The following is a 21,990-nucleotide window of genomic DNA, read 5'->3' as shown; positions in this document are numbered from 1 at the left end:
GTTGGCGGCCCGCCTCGGTCAGCTGCGCGCCGCCGCCGCCCGCACCGCCCACGGCCCGCGCCACCAGGGGCGCGCCCGCCAGGTTGGTAAGCGTGTCCACCGCCTGCCACGCGGCCTTGTAGCTCACGCCCACGGCACGGGCGGCCTGCGAGATGGAGCCGCCCTCGGCGATCTGGCGCAGGATGGCGATGCGCTTGTCCGTGAGTTCGTGGCCCAGCGCGCCGGTCAGGGAAAGGGCTTGTGGCATGGGGCGATGATGCACGAGCCTCTGGCTATACTTTCGCTATTCCATTGATGAATAGCGATTGCCCACCATGCGTCTGCGCCTTGCCTCTCTTTGCGCCCTGGCCATCGTCCACGGCGGCGCCCATGCCGACAACGTGTCCGTGGCCGTGGCCGCCAACTTCACCGCGCCCATGCAGAAGATCGCCGCCGCCTTCGAGGCCGACACGGGCCACAAGGCCGAGCTGTCGTTCGGCGCCACGGGCAAGTTCTACGCGCAGATCACCCACGGCGCGCCGTTCCAGGTCCTGCTGGCCGCCGACGACACCACGCCCGCCAGGCTGGTCAGCGATGGCAAGGCCGTCGCCAGCTCCCGCTTCACCTACGCCATCGGCACGCTGGTGCTGTGGAGCGCGCAGCCGGGCTATGTCGATGCGCAAGGCAACGTGCTGAAAACCGGCGACTTCCAGCACATCGCCATCGCCAACCCCAAGCTCGCGCCCTACGGTCTGGCCGCCACGCAGGTGATGGACACGCTGGGCGTCACGGCGCGGTTGCAGCCGCGCTTCGTGCAGGGCGAGAACATCGCACAGACCTTCCAGTTCGTCAGCAGCGGCAACGCGCAACTGGGCTTTGTGGCACTGTCGCAAGTGATGGTGGACGGCCAGATCGAGAAGGGCTCGGCCTGGCAGGTGCCCGGCCACCTGCACGCGCCCATCCGCCAGGATGCCGTGCTGCTCAACCCGGGCAAGGACAGCGCCGCAGCGGCAGCATTGCTGCAATACCTGCGCGGCGACAAGGCGCGGGCGGTCATCAAAGCCTACGGCTATTCGTTCTGAGAACTTCAAGCCTTTTTGGCCTCCAGCGCTTACTGGACAGGCACAAGTAGCTATCAAAACATGAGCAAATGCACCTGAACCCCGAGGACTGGGCCGCCATCCGCCTCACTTTGAAGCTGGCCGCCATCACCACCGTGCTGCTGCTGGCGCTGTGTACGCCGCTGGCCTGGTGGCTGGCGCACACGCGCTCGCGCTGGCGCGGCCCGGTGGGCGCGGTGGTGGCGCTGCCGCTGGTGCTGCCGCCCACGGTGATCGGCTTTTACCTGCTGGTCGCCATGGGGCCGCACGGGCCCATCGGGCAGCTCACCGAGTCGCTGGGGCTGGGGCGGCTGCCGTTCACCTTCTGGGGGCTGGTGGCGGGCTCGCTCATCTACTCGCTGCCGTTCGCGGTGCAGCCGCTGCAGAACGCCTTTGAAAGCCTGGGCCGCCGCCCGCTGGAGGCCGCCGCCACGCTGGGCGCCAGCCCGCTGGACCGCTTCTTCACCGTCGCCCTGCCGCTGGCGCGGCCCGGGTTCGTGACCGCCACCATATTGAGCTTTGCCCACACGGTGGGCGAGTTCGGCGTGGTGCTGATGCTGGGCGGCAACATCCCCGGCGTGACGCGCGTGGTGTCGGTGCAGATCTACGACCACGTGGAAGCGCTGGAATACGCGCAGGCGCACTGGCTCGCGGGCGGCATGGTGGTGTTCGCCTTCGTGGTGCTGCTGGGGCTGAACCTGACGCGGCGCAAGGGCGCGCCCCTGGTGGCGTGATGCAGGCCATCCACGCCAGGCTGCGCATCGCCCGCCCCGGCTTCACGCTGGACGTGGACCTGGCCCTGCCCGGGCGCGGCGTGACGGCCCTGTTCGGCCCTTCGGGCTGCGGCAAGACCACGGTGCTGCGCGCCATTGCGGGCCTGGCGCGCGCCGAGCCGGGCCATGTGGTCGTGAACGGCGAGGTGTGGCAGGACGACGCTCGCCGCGCATGGCTGCCCACGCACCAGCGCGCCCTGGGCTACGTGTTCCAGGAAGCCAGCCTGTTCGACCACCTGAGCGTGTACGGCAACATCGACTACGGCCTCAAGCGCACGCCCCCCGCGCGCCGCGCCGTGGCGCTGGAGCAAGCCGTGGAGCTGCTGGGCATCGCCCACCTGATGGACCGCCGCCCCGGCACCCTGTCGGGCGGCGAGCGCCAGCGCGTCGCCATGGCCCGGGCGCTTGCCACCAGCCCGCGCCTGCTGCTGATGGACGAGCCCCTGGCCGCGCTGGACTCCCCGCGCAAGGCCGAGGTGCTGCCCTACCTGGACAGGCTGCAGCGCACGCTGGACATTCCCATGCTGTACGTCAGCCATTCCCTGGACGAGGTCGCCCTGCTCGCCAGCCACCTGGTGCTGATGCAGGCCGGGCAGGCGCTGGCGCAAGGCCCCACCGCCGAGCTGGTGGCACGGCTGGACTTGCCGCTGGCGCACGGCGACGCGGCAGCCACGGTGATCGAGGGCCGCGTGCTGCGCCACGACGCGCGCGACCACGTCACCACCGTCGCCTTCACGGGCGGGCAGCTGCTGCTGGCGGGCGGCACCGCGCACGCCGAGGGCACGCCGCTGCGCCTGCGCGTGCAGGCCCGCGACGTGAGCCTGGCGCTGTCCGCGCCGCAGGACACCAGCATCCTCAACATCCTGCCCGCCACCGTGGCGCAGGTCGCCGACGACAGCCCCGGCCAGCGCATGGTGGCGCTGGATGCGGGCGGCACGCGGCTGCTGGCGCGGGTCACGCAGCGCTCGGCCCGGGCGCTGGCGCTGGCGCCGGGGCAGCGCGTGTTCGCGCAGGTCAAGGGCGTCGCCATCGTCGGGTGAATGGCCCCCGCGCGGTGAGAGAATCGGCACTGCAGGGCTTCAGGAAAACTGGGCCGCACTCACTCATCCCACAAGGAGACAAACTGTGTCAGGACTCCTCAAACTGGCGCTGGGCATGGACTGGATTTCCACCAAACTCAGCAAGATCGCAGGGTGGGCGGTGCTCGCCGCCGCCGTCATTTCCGCAGGCAACGCCTTCGTGCGCTACGGCCTGGACATGAGCTCCAACGCCTGGCTCGAAATCCAGTGGTACCTGTTCGGCACCACCGTGATGCTGGGCGCGCCGCTGGTGCTCAAGCTCAACGAGCACGTGCGCGTGGACATCATCTACGGCAAGCTGCGCGGCAAGGGTCCGGTGTTCGTGGACCTGTTCGGCCTCATCTTCTTCCTGCTGCCCGTGATGGGCCTGCTCACCTGGCTCACCGCGCCGTTCTTCTGGAACATGTTCGTCACCCGCGAGATGTCGAGCAACATCGGCGGCCTGATCCGCTGGCCCGCCGGGCTGCTGCTGCCCCTGGGCTTTGGCGCCATGTTCCTGCAGGGCATCGCCGAGATCATCAAGCGCGTGGCCTACCTCGGCGGCCGCTACCAGATGGATACGCACTACGAGAAGCCGGTGCAGTAAGCACAGCCAGGAGCCATAAAAAATGCACATGGAAAACTTCGCCCCGATCATGTTCACGGGGCTGATCATCATCATGCTGATCGGCTTCCCGGTGGCGTTCTCGCTCGCCGCGCTGGGCCTGTTCAGCGGTTTCTTCGCCATCGAGATGGGCTGGTTCCCGGCCAACTTCATGGCCAACCTGCCGATCAACATGTTCGGCATCCTGGCCAACGACCTGCTGCTGGCCATCCCCTTCTTCACGCTGATGGGCGCGGTGCTGGAGAAATGCGGCCTGGCCGAGGACATGCTCGACTCCATGGGCCAATTGTTCGGCCCGATCCGCGGCGGCCTGGGCTACTCGGTCATCATCGTGGGCTTCATCCTGGGTGCCATCACGGGCACCGTGGCGGGCCAGGTGATCGCCATGGCCATGATCTCGCTGCCGGTGATGATGCGCTACGGCTACAACATGCGCTATTCCACGGGCGTGCTCGCAGCCTCGGGCACCATCACACAGCTCGTGCCGCCGTCGCTGGTGCTGATCGTGATGGCCGACCAGCTCGGCCGCTCGGTGGGCGACATGTACAAGGGCGCCTGGGGCCCGGCCATTTTGCAGGTGCTGATCTTCGCCATCTACACCTTCTTCCTGGGCCGCATCCGGCCCAGCTACGTGCCCGGGCTGCCCAAGAGCGCGCGCACGCTGCACGGCTGGCAGCTCTGGGGCAAGTGCCTGCGCGGCATCATCCCGTCGGCCATCCTGATCTTTGCCGTGCTGGGCTCCATGGGCGGCCTGCCCTTCATGGACCACGCCATCGCCACGCCGACCGAAGCGGGCGCCATGGGCGCCGTGGGCTCGCTGGTGCTGGCGGCCATCCACAAGCGCCTGACGTGGCAGCTCATCAAGGAAGCCATGGACGGCACCATGCGCCTGACGGCCATGGTGGTGTTCATCCTGATCGGCTCGCGCGTGTTCTCGCTGGTGTTCCAGGGGGTCGATGGAGCGGTCTGGATCGAGCACATGCTCAGCGACCTGCCGGGCGGCCAGATCGGCTTCCTGATCGTGGTGAACATCTTCATCTTCTTCCTGGCGTTCTTCCTGGACTTCTTCGAGATCGCCTTCATCATCCTGCCCCTGCTCGGCCCCGTGGCGCACAAGCTGGGCATCGACCTGGTGTGGTTCGGCGTGCTGCTGTGCGTGAACATGCAGACCAGCTTCATGCACCCGCCCTTCGGCTTCGCGCTGTTCTACCTGCGCGGCATCTCCGACACGCTGTTCAAGGAAAAGCGCATCGACCGGCCCGTCAAGTCCAGCGACATCTACATGGGCTCGATCCCCTGGGTGGTGATGCAGCTGATCCTGGTCGCCATCGTGATCTTCTTCCCGCAGACGGTGACCGTGTTCCTCGACAAGGAAGTGCAGGTCGATCTGGACAAGGTGCAGCTGGAAATGCCCGCCGAGACGATGCAGAACGAGGGCGACATCGACCTGGACAACCCCTTCGGCAACGCCCCCGAGCCATCGTCCAACGAGGCCCCTGCGCCCGAGGCCGGGGCTTCCGCCAGCACGCAATGACGCCGTCCGAGAGCGCCGCCTTCCCGCCCCTGGTGCGCGCGCTGGCGGTGCTGATCGTGGCGGCGCTCGCGGCCTTCGCGCTGTGGTCGCTGCCTGCGCTGCGGGGCGTTGAGTGGAGCTTTGCCAGCCTGTCCACCTTCGCCCTGGCGGGCGTGCTCATTGCCTGGGTGGGGTGGTGGATGGTGTTCAGCCGCACCCGGTTCGCGGGCGATGAACTGGTGCAGACCTGGCTCTGGGACAAGCACGTGAAGGCACACGAGGTGGCGACCTTCAAGATCGTCCATTGGCCGTGGCTGCGGGCCATCGTCTCGCCGCGCATGCTGGTGCGGCGGCGCAACGGCAGCATCACCTGGGTCCACGCGGCCGACCCGGCCCTGCTCGCCGCGTTCGGCGAGGCGGTGGTGCGCGCACAAGGGCCCCGACAACCATAAAAAAAAAACCGCCGGACTGGCCGGCGGTTTTTTGCACTGGATGCGCCTGCGGCTTACAGCTTCTGCTGCTGCATGAAGCGGTCGAACAGGCCCTCGCTGAAGCGGAACCAGGAGTTCTGCTCGGCCAGGAACTTGCTGTAGTCGGGGTAGATTTTCTTCCACGCCGGGTTGCTGTTGTTCAGGTCGGCGTAGATCTGCTGGGCAGACTTGAACGCCGCATTCAGGATTTCGTTGCTGAACGGGCGCAGCTTGGTGCCCGTGCCCACCATCTGCTTGAGCGCGGCAGGGTTCTTGGCGTCGTACTTGGCCTGCATGGTGATGTGCGCGTGCGAAGCGGCAGACTGCACGATGGCCTTGTACTCGGCGGGCAGCGCGTCCCACGCCTTGGTGTTGATGTAGAAGTCGAGCTGCGGGCCGCCTTCCCACCAGCCGGGGTAGTAGTAGAAGGGCGCGACCTTGTTGAAGCCGAGCTTCATGTCGTCATAGGGGCCGACCCATTCCAGCGCGTCGATGGTGCCCTTTTCCAGCGCCGGGTACAGGTCGGCGCCGGGGATGGACTGGGGAATCACGCCGAAGGGCTCCAGCACCTTGCCCGCGAAGGGGTTGGTGCGGAACTTCAGGCCCTTGAGGTCGCCCACGGTCTTGATCTCCTTGCGGAACCAGCCGCCCATCTGCGCACCCGTGTTGCCGCCAGGGAAGTTGATGATGTTGTAGCCCGCGTAGAACTCGCGCATCAGCTTCAGGCCGTTGCCTTCGTACATCCAGGCGCTCATCTGGCGCGAGTTCAGGCCGAAGGGCACGGCGCAGCCCAGGCAGAAGGTCGGGTCCTTGCCGTAGAAGTAGTAGGGCGCCGTGTGCGCCATTTCGACCGAGCCGCCCTGCACGCCATCCACCACGCCGAAGGCGGGCATGATTTCACCGCCCGCATGCACGGAAATCTGGAACTTGCCGCCCGTGGCGTCGCTCACGGCCTTGGAGAACACTTCGGCAGTGCCGTAGATCGTGTCCAGGGACTTGGGGAAGCTGGAAGCCAGGCGCCAGCGGATGGCGGCTTGCGCATGCACTGCCGGCGCAATGCCTGCTGCCAGCACACCGGCGATGCCGGCATTTTTGATAAGGGAACGACGATCCATGAAAGGTCTCCGTGATGGTGTTGACGAAATGATCCGCTCGTATTTTAGGAACATCGCCCCCCCGTTTTTTGCGGGTTAACCCCGGAAATTGCACCAGGCACCCGACGGGTGCGGCCAGCGCCTTCTACGCCAGACCCAATGCCTGCTCAATGAGCTGTTGCAAGGTATCGGCCTTGGCAAACGGCACCAGGAATCGCACGTAGGCTTCGTACTCGGCTCGGCTCTCGGTCCTCATGGCGCGATCCCTGTCGAGGCCTGGGAACGCGCGCTGCATCACCTCCCTGTCGCGGGCGATATAGAGCCGGTCGCGGCTGGCCGCGTCCGCGCTGGCGGTGTTCCAGTGGAGTTCGCGGCCAGCCTCGCGCGCGAGCTGCGTCGTGAAGGCGCGCAGCGTGCGGCTGTTGCCTTCCTGGAATGGGTGAAGGTAATCCAGGTCGCCGTACAACCCGGCCATGCGGGCAGAAAACTGCTCGGCGTTCAGGCCGCGCAGGCTGTTGGGGCCACCGAACTCGGACAGCACTTTCTCCACGCCCGCATCGACCTGGCTGCGCGGCGCATAGTGAACGTGGTAGCGGTGGCCCGAGCCTTCCAGCGCACGCGCCTTGATGTGAGCCGGTGCATGCGGGCGGTACTCGCCCGGTGCATGGTGTGGCAGGTCTTGGAAGATGCGACGATGGACTTCTTTCAAGTGCGCCGCATCGAACTTGCCTTCTACCGGCTTGCGGTCAAGCTCCGAGATTCGCCCGAAGGTAAGCGCGCCCTCTTTGCGCTCTACCTGCTGACGTTCATCCATGCAGCACGGCGGCCTTGATGGCTTCCATGTGCTGATCGCCAGTCAGTTCGCCCTCGATGAACCGGCGATTGATCTGCTCGACCTCGGACGGCAGGACGAAGCCCTCGAAGCGCACGCTGCCGCGAGCGTTGTCGATGCTCGCCTGGCGGCGTGCGCGCTCTTGCGCGCTGATCTGCGGCTGAAGCTGGCGCGGTTTCGGAATGGCGTTCATGGCGTGATGCTCCTGCTCTCGCACATGCCTGTCAAGCACGCCCCTCACCCGGGAAACCGCGCTCGGATGGCGCGCTCGATGCCCGCAGCGTCCAACCCCTGCATGGCCAGCAGCCTGGCAGGGTCGCCGTGTTCGATGAACACATCGGGCAGGCCGAGTTGCAGCACGGGTTGGGTAATGCCGGCCGCGTTCAGCGCCTCGCACACGGCGCTGCCTGCGCCGCCCATGACGGCGCCTTCTTCCACGGTGACGATGGCGTCGTGCGTGGCGGCCAGTTGCAGCAGCAGCTCGGTGTCGATGGGCTTGGCCCAGCGCATGTTGGCGACGGTGGCGTTCAGCGCCTCGCCTGCGGCCAGCGCCGGGTACAGCAGCGTGCCGAAGGCCAGGATGGCGATGCGCGTGCCCTGGCGGCGGATTTCGCCCTTGCCGAAGGGCAGGCCCGTCAGGTCGGCCAGCGGGGCCACGCCCGCGCCGCTGCCGCGCGGGTAGCGCACGGCCACGGGGTGGTTCTGCTCGTAGGCGGTGGTGAGCAACTGGCGGCATTCGCGTTCGTCGGCGGGGCAGGCCATGCTCATGTTCGGTATGCAGCGCACGAAGGGAATGTCGTACGCGCCCGCGTGCGTTGCGCCGTCCGCACCCACAAGGCCCGCGCGGTCGAGCGCGAAGACCACGGGCAGGTTCTGCAACGCCACGTCATGGATCATCTGGTCGTAGGCGCGCTGCAGGAAGGTGGAATAGATGGCGACCACGGGCTTGACGCCCTCGCAGGCCATGCCCGCCGCGAACGTCACGGCGTGCTGCTCGGCAATGCCCACGTCGTAGTAGCGGTCCGGGAAGCGCTTGTGGAACTCGACCATGCCCGAGCCCTCGCGCATGGCGGGCGTGATGCCGACCAGGCGGCTGTCGTGCGCCGCCATGTCGCACAGCCACTGGCCGAAGACCTGGGTGAAAGTCTGCTTCGGCGGCGTGGCGGGCTTGACCAGGCCCACGCTGGGGTCGAACTTGCCGGGGCCGTGGTAGGCCACGGGGTCGGCCTCGGCCAGCTTGTAGCCCTGGCCCTTCTTGGTGACGACGTGCAGGAACTGCGGGCCGCTCAGGCCCTTGATGTTCTCCAGCGTGGGGATGAGCGAGTCCAGGTCGTGCCCGTCGATGGGGCCGATGTAGTTGAAGCCGAACTTCTCGAACAGCGTGGCGGGCACGACCATGCCCTTGGCCTGCTGCTCGAAGCGTTTGGCCAGCTCGAACAGCGGCGGCACGGGCTTGAGCACGGTCTTGCCCACGTTCTTGGCGGCCGCGTAGAACTGGCCGCTCATCAACTGCGCCAGGTAGCGGTTGAGCGCGCCCACGGGCGGGCTGATGCTCATGTCGTTGTCGTTCAGGATGACGAGCAGGTTGGCGTCGGCCACGCCCGCGTTGTTCAGCGCCTCGAAGGCCATGCCCGCCGTCATGGCGCCGTCGCCGATGATGGCGACCGCGTGGCGGTGCTCGCCCTTGCGCTTGGCGGCCAGCGCCATGCCCAAGGCAGCGGAGATGCTGGTGCTGGAGTGCGCGGTGCCGAAGGTGTCGTAGGGGCTCTCGGCGCGTTGCGGAAAGCCCGAGATGCCGCCCAGCTGGCGCAGCGTGTGCATGCGCTCGCGCCGCCCGGTCAGGATCTTGTGCGGGTAGGTCTGGTGGCCCACGTCCCACACCAGGCGGTCGTGGGGCGTGTGGAAGACGTGGTGCAGCGCCACGGTCAGCTCCACCGTGCCCAGGTTGGAGCTGAGGTGGCCGCCGGTCTGCGACACGCTCTCCAGCACGAAGCTGCGCAGCTCGTCGGCCAGGGCCTTCAGGTCTGCGCGCGAGAGCTGGCGCAGGTCGGCAGGGTCGTTGATGGTCTGCAGCAGGGGGTAGGAGGATGTCGTGGGCATTTGCTATTCTTTTGGTAGCTACCTGCGCTTATCCAGTAAGCGCTGGAGGCCAATTTGACCAATAAATCAATGGGAGCGGCGCACCACCATGTCCGCCAGCGCCGCGAGGGCTTGGGTGTCCTGCAGGCCGCTCGCCGCCAGGGCGGCGTGGGCCTGGGCCAGCAGTTCGCGGGCGTAGGCTTGCGCGCGGTCCAGGCCCAGCAGCGATACATAGGTGGGCTTGTCCGCCGCCGCGTCCTTGCCTGCGGTTTTGCCGAGCGTGGCGGAGTCGGCCACCACGTCCAGCACGTCGTCCACCACCTGGAAGGCCAGGCCCAGGGCCGCGCCGTAGTCCGACAGCGCCTGCCAGGCACTGTACGCAAGGCTGCCGCAGGCCGCCCCCATGTGTACGCTGCCTTGCAGCAGCGCGCCGGTTTTCAGGCGGTGCATGTGGCGCAGCTCGTCCTCGGTCAGCGCCACGCCCACGCTGGCAAGGTCGATGGCCTGGCCGCCCGCCATGCCTTGCGAGCCTGCGGCGCGCGCCAGCAGGCGGCACAGCGTGGCCTGGATGTCCGGCGGGACTTCGCCGCCGTCGGGCGTGAGCAGCTCGAACGCAAAGGCTTGCAGCGCATCGCCCGCCAGCAAGGCTTGCGCCTCGCCGAACTGCACGTGTACCGTGGGCTTGCCCCGGCGCAGCACGTCGTTGTCCATGCAGGGCATGTCGTCGTGGACCAGGGAATAGGCGTGGATCAGTTCCACCGCGCACGCTGCCCGCAAGGCTGCCTGGGGCTGCGATGCGCCCGCGGCCTCGTGCGCGGCCAGCACCAAGAGAGGCCGCAGGCGCTTGCCGCCGTCGAGCACCGCGTAGCGCATGGCATCGCCCAGCCCGGCAGGGGCGCCGTGCCCCACCCAGCGGGACAGGGCCTGCTCCACGCGGTCGAGGTGGCCCTGGCTCCAGGCGCTCAAGTCAAAGGGCTGGGTCATTCCTGCGTCCAGGGCTGGAGCTGGCCTTCGTCCAGCACCTTGATCTGGTCCTGCACGGCGTCGAGCCGCTCGCGGCAGAAGGCCAGCAGCGCCGCGCCACGCTGGTAGCCCGCGAGCATCTGGTCCAGCGGCAGCTGGCCCGATTCGATGCGGGCCACGAGCTGCTCCAGTTCTTCCAGCGCCGCCTCGTAGCTGGCGGGCGCGTCGGACGGAGCCGGGGGTTTTTTGGGCATGGGCGGAGCGCGGGTGAAAAACCGGTGATTTTACGGCGCACACCGCGCGAGCCCGCCTGCGCGCGGGTTTCAATACACGTAGCTGGGGTGCGGGAATAACCACACCGCCTATAATCCCATTCCTTTCGTGAAACCGGCTGTGGGTAGTTTGCTCGGCCGGTTTCGTCTTTCCAGCCGTACCCCGGCGTCCCTCCCTGTGGGGAGTCTTTAGGTCAGGTCACCCATGTCTGATTTAAGTCTTCAACTGCAGCAGGCTGCAAGCCAACTACCAGTTTCGAGCTACTTTGACGAGGCGCTGTTCCAGCGCGAGTTGGAGACGATCTTCCAGCGCGGGCCCCGCTACGTGGGGCACCAACTGGCCGTGCCGAACCCGGGCGACTACTACGCCCTGCCCCAGGAGGGCGAAGGCCGCGCCCTGGTGCGCAACGCGCAGGGCGGCATCGAACTCATCTCCAACGTCTGCCGCCACCGGCAGGCGGTGATGCTCAAGGGCCGGGGTTCGCTGCAGGGCCAGGGCAAGGGCCACGCGGGCGGCAACATCGTCTGCCCGCTGCACCGCTGGACGTACAACCCGCAGGGCGAGCTGCTGGGCGCGCCCCACTTCACGCACGACCCCTGCCTGAACCTGAACAACTACAAGCTGCGCGAGTGGAACGGCCTGCTGTTTGAAGACAACGGTCGCGACATCGAGGCCGACCTCGCGGGCATGGGCCTGCGCAGCGAGCTGTCGTTCGACGGCTACGTGCTCGACCACGTGGAGCTGCACGAGTGCAACTACAACTGGAAGACCTTCATCGAGGTCTATCTGGAGGACTACCACGTCGGCCCCTTCCACCCGGGCCTGGGCAACTTCGTCACCTGCGACGACCTGCGCTGGGAGTTCCAGAAGGAATACTCCGTGCAGACCGTGGGCGTGGCCAGCACCTTCGGCGCGCCGGGCTCCGACGTGTACAGGAAGTGGCACGAGGTGCTGCTGAACTACCGCGAGGGCAAGATGCCCGAGCGCGGCGCGATCTGGCTCACCTACTACCCGCACATCATGGTGGAGTGGTATCCGCACGTGCTCACCGTCTCCACGCTGCACCCCGTCAGCCCGACCAAGACGCTGAACATGGTGGAGTTCTTCTACCCCGAGGAGATCGCCGCCTTCGAGCGCGAGTTCGTCGATGCGCAGAAGGCCGCCTACATGGAGACCTGCATCGAGGACGACGAGATCGGCGAGCGCATGGACGCGGGCCGCAAGGCGCTGTACATGCGCGGCGACAACGAGGTCGGCCCGTACCAAAGCCCGATGGAAGACGGCATGCAGCACTTTCACGAGTGGTACCGCAAGCAGATGGGGACCGCCCTCTGATCGGCGGCTGATTTGCTACCATTAAAATAGCTGCCAGCGCTTGATACACAAGCGCTGGCAGCTATTTTCATTCATATTCAGGATTTCCCATGCAAGCCCTCTGGATGGTGTTGGCCGCGTTCCTGTTCGCCAGCATGGGCGTGTGCGTCAAGCTCGCATCCGCCCACTTCAACGCCGCCGAGCTGGTGTGCTACCGGGGTCTCATCGGCATGGCCATCCTGGCGCTGCTGGCGCGATCGCAGCAGGTGACGCTCACCACGCGCTACCCAGGCATGCACGCCTGGCGCAGCCTGGTGGGCGTGGCCTCGCTGGGGGCGTGGTTCTACGCCATCGCCCACCTGCCGCTGGCGACGGCCATGACGCTCAACTACATGAGCAGCGTGTGGATCGCCGCCTTCCTGGTCGGCGGCACGCTGCTGGCGTGGCGCCCCTCGTCCGCCACGCCGCGCCCTGCCCTGCAGGGCACGCTGGTGGTGACGGTGCTGACCGGCTTCGCAGGCGTGGTGATGATGCTGCGGCCCAGCCTGGAGCAGAACCAGGCGTTCGCGGGCCTGGTCGGCCTGCTGTCGGGCCTGTCGGCCGCGTTCGCCTACATGCAGGTGGTGGCGCTGTCGCGCCTGGGCGAGCCGGAGTCGCGCACGGTGTTCTATTTCGCGCTGGGCTCGGCGGTGGCGGGCGGCGCGGCCCTGCTGTTCACGGGCGTGTCGGACTGGCCGGGCTGGCCCGCCCTGTGGCTGCTGCCCATCGGCATCCTGGCCGCTGGCGGCCAGTTGTGCATGACCCGCGCCTACGCCAGCGCCAGGACGCAGCGCGGCACGCTGGTGGTCGCCAACCTGCAGTACTCGGGCATCGTGTTCGCGGCGCTGTACAGCGTGCTGCTGTTCGGCGACCGGATCCCGCCCATCGGCTGGACCGGCATGGCGCTCATCGTGGGCAGCGGCATCGCGGCTACCATCCTGCGAGCGCGCGCCGCACCGGGCGCCCCTGCCGAGGAGCATTGACCGATGACCGCCTACACCACCCTCATCTCCCCCACCGAACTGCAGGCCCTGGCCGCCAGCGGCGCGCCGCTGATGGTGTTCGACTGCAGCTTCGAGCTGGCGCAGCCCACTGCGGGCAGGCAGCAGTACCTGGAGGCCCACATCCCGGGCGCGGTCCATGCCAGCCTGAACGACCACCTCAGCGCCAAACACGGCGCCCCCGGCGCGGACGGCACCGTGCTGACCGCGCAGGAAGCGGACGTGCCCGCGTCCGGCGGTCGCCACCCGCTGCCCAGCCGCGAGCGCTTCGCCATGTGGCTGTGCAGCGTGGGCTTTGCCAACAACATGCAGGCCGTGGTCTATGACCGCCAGGGCTCCAGCCAATGCGGGCGCCTGTGGTGGATGCTCAAGTGGGCCGGGCACGACGCCGTGGCCGTGCTCGACGGCGGGCTGCAAGCCTGGCAGGCCGCAGGCGGCGCGGTGGCCAGCGGCGAGGAGCCGGGGCACTTCCAGTCCAACTTCGAGCTGGGTACGCCGCTGCGCCGCCTGGTCACGGCAGGCGAAGTGCTGGCCGCCCTGGGCAGCCCCGGCCAGACCGTGATCGACGCCCGCGCCCCGGCGCGCTACCGGGGCGAGGTCGAGCCGCTGGACCCGGTGGCAGGCCACATACCGGGCGCGCTCAACCGCCCGTTCACCGAGAACATGGGGGCGGACGGCCGCTTCAAGCCCGCCGCCGTGCTGCGCGCCGAGTTCAACGCCCTGCTGGCGGGTCGCAGCGCGGCCACGGTGGTCCACCAGTGCGGCAGCGGCGTGACGGCGCTGCCCAACCTGCTGGCGATGGAAGTCGCGGGCCTGGGCCCCACGGCGCTGTTCGCCGGAAGCTGGAGCGAATGGTGTTCCGACCCGTCGCGCCCGGTAGAGAGGGGATAAAAAAGGAGAAAGATTGCAAACCACACCACGAATGGTTGCAAAAGCGCAAAAAAGAGGGGGTTGTGGGCGCTATCAAAACGATTGCAAGAATCCGCGCCGGTGGCCTGGCGCTGCAGCAGCCGTTCTCCTTGCAAACGCCGGACGCCGCCTGATCCGCGTGTAAGGAAAATTCTTACACGGCCCGCCGCACAACCCGACGCGCGGCACCGCCAAAACCCGACTTAAGTTCCGTTTGGGGCACTTTCACAATCCATTTCAACGGATCGCGAACCAGCAGCGCGACCGGAAATGGAATAAAGGAAGCCGCCATGACCAACGAACAAATTCTCGCCGAAATCCGCGAAGCCAACCTCACTTACCTGATGCTGGCCCAGACCCTGATTCGCCAGGACAAGGCCGAAGCCGTGTTCCGCCTGGGGCTCAACGAGGAAGCCGCCGACATCCTGGCGGCCCTGTCGCCCGCTCAGGTAATGAAGATCGCGTCGCGCAACACGCTGCTGTGCAGCTTCCGCGTGGACGACAACCTGGTGTGGAGCCTGCTGACCAACCATTCGGCCAAGAAAGTAGGCAACGAAGCCACCAACACCCTGCACGCCAACATCCTGATGGCCAGCCGCGTGTCGGAAGTGCTCTGAACCTTCTTCTCCCTTTTGCCGAAAGCCCGCCATGTCCACCACCGCCAAAGCCCCTGCCGCCACCAAGAGCGTCCTGAACGAGTCCAGGCAGATCGAGCGCGCCGCCATGCTGATCCAGATGGGCGCCCGCATGCAGGTGCTGGAATCGGAGACCACGCTGTCTTACGAGCGCCTGATCCGGCTGTACAAGGAGATCGCGGGCAAGTCGCCGTCCAAGGGGCAGCTGCCGTTCTCCACCGACTGGTTCCTGACCTGGCAGGAGAACATCCACAGCTCGCTGTTCCTGAACATCTACGAGTACCTGTCCAAGGGCGCGGACATGGACGCGGTGGAGTTGCTGACCAAAGCCTACCGCCTGTACAACGAGCAGGTCGCCACGGCCGAGATCGAGCCCCTGCTGTCCTTCACCCGCGCCTGGCGGCTGGTGAAGTTTGTCGATGCGGGCATGCTGACCCGCACGCAGTGCGCGCAGTGCCGGGGCCAGTTCGTGACCGAGCTGTACGAGAACCGCCACTACACCTGCGGCCTGTGCAACCCGCCTGCGCGCGCAGGCAAGAGCAAGAGCGCCGGGGCGCTGATGCTGCACTGAAAATATGAGCCAAATTGGCCTCTAGTGCTTGATGGTAAAGGGCAAGCAGCTATCAAATCAGTAGTAAATGGCCGCAGCGGCAGCGCCATGCGATGGCATGGCCGCCTACAACGGTGCGGCAGCGTCCACCCCACAATCCGCGCATGACCGAGCCCGCCCCCGCCTCAGTACCGCCCGCCCCGCCCGGCACCGCGGATTGCCCTGCCAGCGCCGATGCCCCGCCGCCGCCCGAGGCGCCATCCGCCGAGCCCGCGCCCCAGCCTGCACCGCCCTTCAACGGCCCGCTGATGCTGCACATGCCCGTGGACGTGCGCAACCTGTCGCTCGCGCTGCTGGCCCTGTTCGCCAGCGTGGCGCTGCTGCACTGGGCCAGCGCGGTGTTCATACCGATCATGCTCAGCCTGCTGCTCACCACGGCGCTGCGGCCCGCCGTGGAAGCGCTGCGGCGCTGGCGCGTGCCGCGCTGGCTGGGCGCGGGGGTGCTGCTGGTCGCCATCGTGTCGGCCCTGGCCAGCGCCGCCTGGTCGCTCAGCGACGGGGCCGGGCAACTGGTGGACTCGCTGCCCATGGCCGCCCAGAAGGTGCGCGACAACCTGCGCGCCCGCGCCAGCGGCGGCGTCAGCCCGCTGGACACGGTGCAGAAGGCCGCCACGCAGATCGAGCAGGCCGCCAGCGAGAACAGCGCCGCCGCAGCGCCCCGCCGGGGCGTGCAGCGTGTCATCGTGGAGCGGCCTCCGTTCAACATCCGCGACTACCTCTGGAGCGGCACCATGGGCCTGATGTCCGCGCTGGGCCAGCTCGCCGTGGTGATCTTCCTCACGTACTTCTCGCTCGCCTCGGGCAACCTGTTTCGCGCCAAGCTGCTGCGCATCGCGGGCACCAGCCTGGAGCGGCGCAAGGTCACCATCCACGTGCTGGAAGACATCACGCGCCAGATCCAGCGCTACCTGCTGGTGCAGGTCTTCACCAGCATCTTGGTGGGCTTGGCCACGGGCCTGGCCTACTGGGCGCTGGGCCTGCAGAACGCCGCGGTGTGGGGCGTGGCGGCGGGCGTGCTCAACCTGGCGCCCTACGTCGGCTCGGCGCTGGTCACGGGCGCGTCGGCGCTGGTGGCGTTCCTGCAGTTCGGCACGCTGGACATGGCCCTGGCCATCGGCGGCGCGTCGCTGTTCATCCACACCCTGGTCGGCAACCTGCTCACGCCCTGGCTCACCAGCCGCACCAGCAGCATGAGCCCCGTGGCCGTGTTCGTGAGCGTGCTGGCCTGGGGGTGGCTGTGGGGGCTGTGGGGGCTGCTGCTGGGGATACCGGTGATGATGGCGGTGAAGGCGGTGTGCGACCGGGTCGAAGACTTGAAGGCTGTCGGGGAGCTGCTGGGGGATTGAGGGAGTTTTCCTGGCGCCACAGGCTGAGCGTGGCCAACGCCAGGCCAGAAAAAACCGCCCGAGGGCGGTTCACCGTTTGGGCGGTGGCGGCTACAGCACCTTGGCGAGCGCAAGGAACAGGCCCACGGCGGCAAAAATCGACCCCATACACCACTTGATGATTTCCGCTTGAGCCTGGGCAATCTTCGCCTCTACGTGGCCGCGAAGCTCCTGCAAATCGCCCTTTGTAGAAAGCTGCTGCGAGTGCAACGAGTAACGACGGTCGATCTCTTTATTGATCGACTCAACGACAGCGCGAGCATCGGCATCTTCAATGCCTGCCTTGCGAAAAGCGGTGTAGATCTCCAGTTCCATCGTTCCAGTTTACTCCTGTACGTTGAAAAGACGCACACACCCATTGATCTGCGCCGCTATGAGTGCGGACGCAGGCGGGTGCGCCCCATGGCTGCCACGCACCAGGAACTGGCCCGACAGCTCTCGTGGTTGCAGGACAGGACGGAATTGCTGGCGATGCAGCACGACACCTTCAGCCGCAATACCCGCACACAGCTCAAGCAGGTGTTTGATGCGCTGCGCGAGTTGATGACGCCGCCTGAGCCGCCCAAGCGGCCTATTGGGTTCATCACGCCCGAGGACAAGGACAAGGACAAGAAGGGCGGCAAGAGCAGCAGCGCCAAGGCGAAGGACAAGAAGGCGTAGCGCCTAAACACCCAGCGGCTAAAAGAACAAGCCACCTGAATCCCGCAGCTTTACCGCTGGTGGGATGCAGGTGGCTTTTTCTATTGAAGCAACTATTCGTCAAAGTATGGATCGCCCGATTCCCAGAAGAATCGGTATTTGTGACCAAGACGCCGAAGCATGTCATCAACATCTGCGGCCTGCTGCAATGCCTGAAGCGTGTCAACGCCCTTGGCATCAGCAAACTCATCAAACAAGCCCAAGTACTCGACTGGGCATGAAGCAAATGGATCTCCTGGCGGCCAGTACGGCACACCGATTCGAATCGTCACATTCCTTCGGAGTCCTGTTGCTACATCTTCGCAAATCACCTTGCGCTCTGCAATGAACCTTTGTGTCATGCGCTCCCCCTTATCTTTCGCTCATGCATTGGCGATAGCTTTCGTTGGCAGCAGCAACGCAACGCGCCTTCTTCGCCCCAGACAAACTCACACATGTATTCAAAATGCTCTGACGAAGCGCTTCGTCGTTGTTCCCAGCGTCGTTTTCTGAGCGGACGCAATGCAGCCCTCCACTGGCATTGTTGGAAATGCTCCAGGCATACGATGTGGGCGTGGCCTCCACCAAGGTGAACACCGCGTCCTGGTGTCCTGGCCAGTACGCGTGCCAGGCATTCACCGCTGCATCGAAGCACCCTCCGGCGTCTGCGTAAAAGCCCTTGGGAAGGTACGAACTCCAATCTGCATTCAGGATGCGCCATGGGCCTGCTGCCAAAGCCATGACAGGGACGAGCGCCAAGGCCGCTACGAGCCCCTTGAACGTGCAGCGCTTGTTGGGGGCGTGCGATTTCATGATCCCTCCTTCTCTTTGTGGAGGGCATTATGACCCTGAGGTGCGGCACCAGCACCCGTCAGGGCACACAGCCCTTCTGATGTTCTTTACCCCGTATTCCTCAGCCCCGCCGCAATTCCGTTGATGGAGATGTGAATCCCCGTCTGCACCCGTTCATCCCCTTGGCCCGCGCGCCAGCGGCGCACCAGCTCCACCTGCAAGTGGTGCAGCGGGTCGATGTACGGAAACCGGTGCTTGATGGAGCGCGCCAGCGCCGCGTTGTGGGCCAGGCGCTGCCTGTCGCCGGTGATGCGCGTCAGGGCCTCCGCCGTGCGCTGCCACTCGGCCTCGATGGCGGTGAAGACCTTCTTGCGCAGGCGGGCGTCGGTCACCAGTTCGCTGTAGCGCGAGGCCAGGGCCAGGTCGCTTTTGGCGAGCACCATGTCCATGTTGGACAGCAGGGTGCGGAAGAACGGCCATTGGCGGTACATGCGTTGCAGCAGCGCGAGCTGCGCCTTGGCGTCCTTGCCTTCGGCGTTGACGAATGCGTCCACCGCCGTGCCAAAGCCGAACCAGCCCGGCAGCGTCAGGCGGCACTGGCCCCAGCTGAAGCCCCAGGGGATGGCGCGCAGGTCCTCGATCTTCTGGCTGGCCTTGCGGCTGGCGGGGCGCGAGCCGATGTTCAGCTCGGCGATCTCGCGGATGGGGGTGGAGTTGAAGAAGTATTCGGTGAAGCCCGGCGTTTCATAGACCAGCGCGCGGTACGCGCCCATGCTGGCCTGCGATAGCTGCGCGGCGGCGTCCAGGAAGGCTTTGGTCGCGGGCTTGGTGGGCTGCAGCAGCGTGGCTTCGAGCGTGGCGGCGACCAGGGTTTCGAGGTTGCGGCGGCCGATCTCGGGGTTGGCGTATTTCGACGCGATGACTTCGCCCTGCTCCGTCAGGCGGATTTGCCCGCGCACGGTGCCGGGGGGCTGCGCCAGGATGGCCTGGTAGCTGGGGCCGCCGCCGCGCCCCACGGTGCCGCCTCGGCCGTGGAACATGCGCAGTTGAATGCCATGGGACTTCTGCAATTCATCGAACAAATCCACCAGCGCGATCTCGGCGCGGTACAGCTCCCAGTTGCTGGTGAAGATGCCGCCGTCCTTGTTGCTGTCGCTGTAGCCGAGCATGATGTCCTGCTCGCCACCGCTGCGCTGCACCAGCGCGGCCACGCCGGGCAGGGCGTAGAACTCGCGCATGATGGGCGCGGCATTGCGCAGGTCTTCAATCGTCTCGAACAGCGGCACCACAATGAGGTCGTTGCGCGCACCGGGCCGAGCGCCGGGCCGCCCCAAGCCGGTCCGATCCCCCTCGGGGGGCAGCGAGGACACGCCAGTGCCGAGCGTGGGGGCGCCATCCTCGTCGAGCGTGCCGTTCATCAGGCCCACTTCCTTTTGCAGCAGCAGCACTTCGAGCAGGTCGCTCACCGCCTCGGTGTGGCTGATGATGTAGTGGCGGACGGCCTCGTGCCCGTAGCGCTCGCGCAGCACGCGGGCGGTCTCGAAGATGGCCAGCTCGCCCTGCGTGTGGGCCGAGTATTCGGCGCCCACCACGCGCAGCGGGCGCGCGTCGTTCAGCAGCTTGATGAGCAGGGCGCGCTTGGCGGCCTCCTGCAGGCGCGTGTAGTCGGGCTCGATGCGTGCCGTCGCCAGCAGCTCGGCCACCACGTCTTCGTGCTTGTCGGAGCTTTGGCGCAGGTCCACGGTGGCGAGGTGAAAGCCGAACACCTGCACGGCGCGGATCAGCGGGTGCAGGCGCTCTGCCGCCAGCGCTTCGCCGTGGTGCGATTGCAGCGACGCCTCGATCACGCGCAGGTCGGCCAAAAACTCCCCGGCGCTGGCATAGGCGTTCTGCGGCGCGACGGCGTGGCGCGCGGCCTCGCCGCCGGTCAGGTCTTTCAGCGACGCGGCCAGGCGCGCATAGATGCCGGTGAGGGCGCGGCGGTAGGGCTCGTCCTGGCGGTGTTCGTTGGTGTCGGGCGAGCGTTGCGCCAGCGCCTCCATCTCGGCGGACACCTGCACCAGCCGCGCCGACAGCGACAGCTCGCCGCCCAGGTAATGCACTTCGGTCAGATAGTGGCGCAGGGCCACCTCGGCCTGGCGGGCCAGGGCGTATTGCAGGGTCTGCGCGGTGACGTTGGGGTTGCCGTCGCGGTCGCCGCCGATCCACTGGCCCATGCGCAGAAAGCTGTGAACGGGGAACTGGCCCAGCTCGGCCTCCAGCTCGGCGTAGATCTTGGGAATCTCGCGCAGGAAGGTGGCTTCGTAGTAGCTCAACGCGTTCTCGATCTCGTCGGCCACGGTGAGCTTGCTGTAGCGCAGCAGGCGCGTTTGCCACAGTTGCGCCACGCGGGCGCGCAGTTGGGCTTCGTTGGCGGCCAGCTCGCGCGGGGTGAGCGCGTCGCGGGCGGCGTTGTAGATCTGGGCGCGCACCTGGATGTCGTCGCGCGCGGCCAGCAGGCGCGCGATGTCGCGCTCGGCGTCCAGGATGCTCTTGCGCTGCACCTCGGTGGGGTGCGCCGTGAGCACCGGCGCCACGTAGCTGCCCGCCAGCGTCTGCGCAATGGTGCGCGGCGCGATGCCCGCCCAGCGCAGGCGCGACAGGGCCACCGCGATGCTGCCCTCCTGCGTGTCGCCCGCGCGCTCGTGGATGGCGCGACGGCGGATGTGGTGGCGGTCTTCGGCCAGGTTGGCCAGGTGGCTGAAGTAGGTGAAGGCGCGGATCACACTCACCGTCTGGTCGCCCGACAGGGACTTGAGCAGCTTCTTGAGCGCGCGGTCGGCCTCCTGGTCGGCGTCGCGGCGGAAGGCCACGGAGAGCTTGCGCACCTGCTCGACCAGCTCGTAGGCGGCCACCCCTTCCTGCTCGCGGATCACGTCGCCGAGGATGCGCCCGAGCAGGCGGATGTCGTCGATCAGGGGCTGGTCCTTGTCGGATCGTTTCATGCGGGTTCTCCAGTGCGGGCGCATGCTAGCATCGCCCGCCCCCCGCGGATTACAAGCAGGTTACGAACGTGAACGCCCCCTCCAGCCCCCCTCTTTCGATCGTGATCGCCACCCGCGAAAGCCGCCTGGCCCTGTGGCAGGCCGAGCACGTCAAGGCCCTGCTGCAGGCACGCGGCCATGCGGTGGAGCTGCTAGGCATGACCACCCAGGGCGACCAGATTCTGGACCGCTCCCTGTCCAAGGTCGGCGGCAAGGGCCTGTTCGTGAAAGAGCTGGAAGTGGCGCTGCAAGAAGGCCGCGCCCACATCGCCGTTCACTCGCTCAAGGACGTGCCCATGGAGCTGCCCGAGGGCTTCACCCTCGCCTGCGTGATGGAGCGCGAAGACCCGCGCGACGCCTTCGTCTCGCCCCACTACCCATCGCTGGATGCGCTGCCGCAGGGCGCGGTGGTGGGCACGTCCAGCCTGCGCCGCCAGGTGCTGCTGCAGGCCCTGCGGCCCGACCTGAAGATAGAGCCCCTGCGCGGCAACCTGGACACGCGCCTGCGCAAGCTCGACGAAGGCCAGTACGACGCCATCGTGCTCGCGGCGGCGGGCCTCAAGCGCCTGGGCCTGGCGGACCGCATCCGCGCCACGTTCGACCCCGCGCAGATGCTGCCCGCCGCGGGCCAGGGCGCCTTGGGGCTGGAGGTGCGCAGCGACCGGCACGACCTGATCGCCGCGCTGGCCCCGCTTACGCACCAGCCCACCTGGCTGGCCGTGGCCGCCGAACGCGCCGTGAGCCGCGCCCTGGGCGGCAGTTGCTCCATGCCGCTGGCCGCGCACGCCACGCTGCGAGGCGGCGCGCTGCGGCTCGACGCGGCCTGGGGCGACCCCGAAGGCCGC

Annotated in this window: 25 protein-coding genes; 14 read left to right on the top strand and 11 right to left on the bottom strand. The window is 67.2% G+C overall.

The genetic code is table 11. From position 1 onward, the window contains the following. The coding region (locus tag QM569_RS01275; RefSeq protein WP_414985407.1) for a winged helix-turn-helix domain-containing protein at positions 1-247 on the bottom strand (247 nt) is incomplete at its 3' end. Positions 248-314: 67 nt separating this feature from the next. On the opposite strand from QM569_RS01275, the gene modA reads away from it, so the two are divergent. The 6 genes from modA to QM569_RS01245 all read left to right on the top strand — a co-directional run bounded on the left by modA (position 315) and on the right by QM569_RS01245 (position 5,500). Further along, on the top strand, positions 315-1,061 hold the full coding sequence (gene modA / locus QM569_RS01270; protein ID WP_414985406.1) for a molybdate ABC transporter substrate-binding protein: 747 nt from the start codon (positions 315-317) through the stop codon (positions 1,059-1,061). A 68-nt stretch (positions 1,062-1,129) separates the two neighbouring features. Beyond that, positions 1,130-1,813, top strand: a complete 684-nt coding sequence (modB, locus tag QM569_RS01265) for a molybdate ABC transporter permease subunit (RefSeq protein WP_414985405.1) — start codon at positions 1,130-1,132, stop codon at positions 1,811-1,813. After that, positions 1,813-2,892 carry a molybdenum ABC transporter ATP-binding protein gene (modC, locus tag QM569_RS01260; RefSeq protein ID WP_414985404.1) on the top strand — a complete coding sequence of 360 codons (1,080 nt, stop codon included), beginning with the start codon at positions 1,813-1,815 and terminating at the stop codon, positions 2,890-2,892. The genes modB and modC overlap by 1 nt, the downstream gene beginning before the upstream one ends. 85 nt (positions 2,893-2,977) lie before the next feature. Further along, the gene (locus QM569_RS01255; protein ID WP_414985403.1) at positions 2,978-3,517 is read left to right on the top strand and encodes a TRAP transporter small permease subunit; all 540 of its coding nucleotides are present in this window, start codon (positions 2,978-2,980) and stop codon (positions 3,515-3,517) included. Positions 3,518-3,539: 22 nt separating this feature from the next. Beyond that, the gene (locus QM569_RS01250; RefSeq protein WP_414985402.1) at positions 3,540-5,069 is read left to right on the top strand and encodes a TRAP transporter large permease; all 1,530 of its coding nucleotides are present in this window, start codon (positions 3,540-3,542) and stop codon (positions 5,067-5,069) included. Further along, positions 5,066-5,500 (top strand): hypothetical protein, encoded by a 435-nt coding sequence (locus QM569_RS01245; RefSeq protein WP_414985401.1) that lies wholly within the window; start codon positions 5,066-5,068, stop codon positions 5,498-5,500. Before QM569_RS01250 ends, QM569_RS01245 begins: the two co-directional genes overlap by 4 nt. 53 nt (positions 5,501-5,553) lie before the next feature. On the opposite strand, the gene QM569_RS01240 is transcribed toward QM569_RS01245, so the two are convergent. The 6 genes from QM569_RS01240 to xseB all read right to left on the bottom strand — a co-directional run bounded on the left by QM569_RS01240 (position 5,554) and on the right by xseB (position 10,740). Next, entirely contained in the window at positions 5,554-6,633 is a 1,080-nt protein-coding gene (locus QM569_RS01240) for a TRAP transporter substrate-binding protein (RefSeq protein WP_414985400.1), read from the bottom strand. A gap of 124 nt (positions 6,634-6,757) precedes the next feature. After that, positions 6,758-7,426 carry a Fic family protein gene (locus QM569_RS01235; RefSeq protein ID WP_414985399.1) on the bottom strand — a complete coding sequence of 223 codons (669 nt, stop codon included), beginning with the start codon at positions 7,424-7,426 and terminating at the stop codon, positions 6,758-6,760. Then, positions 7,419-7,637: an antitoxin VbhA family protein gene (locus tag QM569_RS01230; protein WP_414985398.1), complete on the bottom strand. Its 219-nt coding sequence runs from the start codon at positions 7,635-7,637 to the stop codon at positions 7,419-7,421. Before QM569_RS01230 ends, QM569_RS01235 begins: the two co-directional genes overlap by 8 nt. A 44-nt stretch (positions 7,638-7,681) precedes the next feature. Next, positions 7,682-9,544 (bottom strand): 1-deoxy-D-xylulose-5-phosphate synthase, encoded by a 1,863-nt coding sequence (gene dxs / locus QM569_RS01225; RefSeq protein WP_414985397.1) that lies wholly within the window; start codon positions 9,542-9,544, stop codon positions 7,682-7,684. Between the two features lie 66 nt (positions 9,545-9,610). Next, positions 9,611-10,507 carry a polyprenyl synthetase family protein gene (locus QM569_RS01220; RefSeq protein WP_414985396.1) on the bottom strand — a complete coding sequence of 299 codons (897 nt, stop codon included), beginning with the start codon at positions 10,505-10,507 and terminating at the stop codon, positions 9,611-9,613. Beyond that, the gene (gene xseB / locus QM569_RS01215; protein ID WP_414985395.1) at positions 10,504-10,740 is read right to left on the bottom strand and encodes an exodeoxyribonuclease VII small subunit; all 237 of its coding nucleotides are present in this window, start codon (positions 10,738-10,740) and stop codon (positions 10,504-10,506) included. Before xseB ends, QM569_RS01220 begins: the two co-directional genes overlap by 4 nt. Before the next feature lie 223 nt (positions 10,741-10,963). Here xseB and QM569_RS01210 point away from each other — a divergent pair, with 223 nt between their 5' ends. The 6 genes from QM569_RS01210 (at position 10,964) to QM569_RS01185 (ending at position 16,613) form a co-directional block, all read left to right on the top strand. After that, the gene (locus tag QM569_RS01210) at positions 10,964-12,094 is read left to right on the top strand and encodes an aromatic ring-hydroxylating oxygenase subunit alpha (RefSeq protein WP_414985394.1); all 1,131 of its coding nucleotides are present in this window, start codon (positions 10,964-10,966) and stop codon (positions 12,092-12,094) included. A gap of 89 nt (positions 12,095-12,183) precedes the next feature. After that, positions 12,184-13,095 carry a DMT family transporter gene (locus QM569_RS01205; RefSeq protein ID WP_414985393.1) on the top strand — a complete coding sequence of 304 codons (912 nt, stop codon included), beginning with the start codon at positions 12,184-12,186 and terminating at the stop codon, positions 13,093-13,095. Between the two features lie 3 nt (positions 13,096-13,098). Next, the gene (locus QM569_RS01200) at positions 13,099-14,004 is read left to right on the top strand and encodes a sulfurtransferase (RefSeq protein ID WP_414985392.1); all 906 of its coding nucleotides are present in this window, start codon (positions 13,099-13,101) and stop codon (positions 14,002-14,004) included. Positions 14,005-14,312: 308 nt separating this feature from the next. Continuing rightward, on the top strand, positions 14,313-14,639 hold the full coding sequence (gene flhD / locus QM569_RS01195; RefSeq protein WP_414985391.1) for a flagellar transcriptional regulator FlhD: 327 nt from the start codon (positions 14,313-14,315) through the stop codon (positions 14,637-14,639). A gap of 31 nt (positions 14,640-14,670) precedes the next feature. Beyond that, complete coding sequence (gene flhC / locus QM569_RS01190) at positions 14,671-15,228, top strand: flagellar transcriptional regulator FlhC (RefSeq protein ID WP_414985390.1); 558 nt, start codon at positions 14,671-14,673, stop codon at positions 15,226-15,228. 143 nt (positions 15,229-15,371) lie between these two features. After that, positions 15,372-16,613: an AI-2E family transporter gene (locus tag QM569_RS01185; protein ID WP_414985389.1), complete on the top strand. Its 1,242-nt coding sequence runs from the start codon at positions 15,372-15,374 to the stop codon at positions 16,611-16,613. Positions 16,614-16,703: 90 nt separating this feature from the next. Here the strand turns inward: QM569_RS01185 and QM569_RS01180 are convergent, their stop codons facing one another. Next, positions 16,704-16,967 (bottom strand): hypothetical protein, encoded by a 264-nt coding sequence (locus QM569_RS01180; RefSeq protein WP_414985388.1) that lies wholly within the window; start codon positions 16,965-16,967, stop codon positions 16,704-16,706. Between the two features lie 87 nt (positions 16,968-17,054). Between QM569_RS01180 and QM569_RS01175 the strand changes: the two genes are divergently transcribed. Next, positions 17,055-17,312 (top strand): hypothetical protein, encoded by a 258-nt coding sequence (locus QM569_RS01175; protein ID WP_414985387.1) that lies wholly within the window; start codon positions 17,055-17,057, stop codon positions 17,310-17,312. A 92-nt stretch (positions 17,313-17,404) separates the two neighbouring features. On the opposite strand, the gene QM569_RS01170 is transcribed toward QM569_RS01175, so the two are convergent. The 3 genes from QM569_RS01170 to ppc form a co-directional block, all read right to left on the bottom strand. Beyond that, complete coding sequence (locus tag QM569_RS01170) at positions 17,405-17,692, bottom strand: hypothetical protein (protein WP_414985386.1); 288 nt, start codon at positions 17,690-17,692, stop codon at positions 17,405-17,407. A gap of 10 nt (positions 17,693-17,702) precedes the next feature. Then, the gene (locus QM569_RS01165; protein WP_414985385.1) at positions 17,703-18,143 is read right to left on the bottom strand and encodes a hypothetical protein; all 441 of its coding nucleotides are present in this window, start codon (positions 18,141-18,143) and stop codon (positions 17,703-17,705) included. Positions 18,144-18,229: 86 nt separating this feature from the next. Beyond that, complete coding sequence (gene ppc, locus QM569_RS01160) at positions 18,230-21,106, bottom strand: phosphoenolpyruvate carboxylase (RefSeq protein ID WP_414985384.1); 2,877 nt, start codon at positions 21,104-21,106, stop codon at positions 18,230-18,232. 68 nt (positions 21,107-21,174) lie between these two features. Between ppc and hemC the strand changes: the two genes are divergently transcribed. Next, positions 21,175-21,990, top strand: an 816-nt coding sequence (gene hemC / locus QM569_RS01155; protein WP_414985383.1) for a hydroxymethylbilane synthase, incomplete at its 3' end; no start/stop codon positions are given.

Source organism: Acidovorax sp. (assembly GCF_047607405.1).
GTDB lineage: Bacteria > Pseudomonadota > Gammaproteobacteria > Burkholderiales > Burkholderiaceae_C > Acidovorax.
This window is presented reverse-complemented; position numbering and strand designations above follow the sequence as displayed.

Coding starts and splice junctions, on each gene's coding strand:
- modA (WP_414985406.1), top strand. CDS start 315: ATGCGTCTGCGCCTTGCCTCTCTTTGCGCCCTGGCCATCGTCCACGGC.
- modB (WP_414985405.1), top strand. CDS start 1,130: ATGCACCTGAACCCCGAGGACTGGGCCGCCATCCGCCTCACTTTGAAG.
- modC (WP_414985404.1), top strand. CDS start 1,813: ATGCAGGCCATCCACGCCAGGCTGCGCATCGCCCGCCCCGGCTTCACG.
- QM569_RS01250 (WP_414985402.1), top strand. CDS start 3,540: ATGCACATGGAAAACTTCGCCCCGATCATGTTCACGGGGCTGATCATC.
- QM569_RS01245 (WP_414985401.1), top strand. CDS start 5,066: ATGACGCCGTCCGAGAGCGCCGCCTTCCCGCCCCTGGTGCGCGCGCTG.
- QM569_RS01240 (WP_414985400.1), bottom strand. CDS start 6,633: ATGGATCGTCGTTCCCTTATCAAAAATGCCGGCATCGCCGGTGTGCTG.
- QM569_RS01235 (WP_414985399.1), bottom strand. CDS start 7,426: ATGGATGAACGTCAGCAGGTAGAGCGCAAAGAGGGCGCGCTTACCTTC.
- QM569_RS01230 (WP_414985398.1), bottom strand. CDS start 7,637: ATGAACGCCATTCCGAAACCGCGCCAGCTTCAGCCGCAGATCAGCGCG.
- dxs (WP_414985397.1), bottom strand. CDS start 9,544: ATGCCCACGACATCCTCCTACCCCCTGCTGCAGACCATCAACGACCCT.
- QM569_RS01220 (WP_414985396.1), bottom strand. CDS start 10,507: ATGACCCAGCCCTTTGACTTGAGCGCCTGGAGCCAGGGCCACCTCGAC.
- xseB (WP_414985395.1), bottom strand. CDS start 10,740: ATGCCCAAAAAACCCCCGGCTCCGTCCGACGCGCCCGCCAGCTACGAG.
- QM569_RS01210 (WP_414985394.1), top strand. CDS start 10,964: ATGTCTGATTTAAGTCTTCAACTGCAGCAGGCTGCAAGCCAACTACCA.
- QM569_RS01205 (WP_414985393.1), top strand. CDS start 12,184: ATGCAAGCCCTCTGGATGGTGTTGGCCGCGTTCCTGTTCGCCAGCATG.
- QM569_RS01200 (WP_414985392.1), top strand. CDS start 13,099: ATGACCGCCTACACCACCCTCATCTCCCCCACCGAACTGCAGGCCCTG.
- flhD (WP_414985391.1), top strand. CDS start 14,313: ATGACCAACGAACAAATTCTCGCCGAAATCCGCGAAGCCAACCTCACT.
- flhC (WP_414985390.1), top strand. CDS start 14,671: ATGTCCACCACCGCCAAAGCCCCTGCCGCCACCAAGAGCGTCCTGAAC.
- QM569_RS01185 (WP_414985389.1), top strand. CDS start 15,372: ATGACCGAGCCCGCCCCCGCCTCAGTACCGCCCGCCCCGCCCGGCACC.
- QM569_RS01180 (WP_414985388.1), bottom strand. CDS start 16,967: ATGGAACTGGAGATCTACACCGCTTTTCGCAAGGCAGGCATTGAAGAT.
- QM569_RS01175 (WP_414985387.1), top strand. CDS start 17,055: ATGGCTGCCACGCACCAGGAACTGGCCCGACAGCTCTCGTGGTTGCAG.
- QM569_RS01170 (WP_414985386.1), bottom strand. CDS start 17,692: ATGACACAAAGGTTCATTGCAGAGCGCAAGGTGATTTGCGAAGATGTA.
- QM569_RS01165 (WP_414985385.1), bottom strand. CDS start 18,143: ATGAAATCGCACGCCCCCAACAAGCGCTGCACGTTCAAGGGGCTCGTA.
- ppc (WP_414985384.1), bottom strand. CDS start 21,106: ATGAAACGATCCGACAAGGACCAGCCCCTGATCGACGACATCCGCCTG.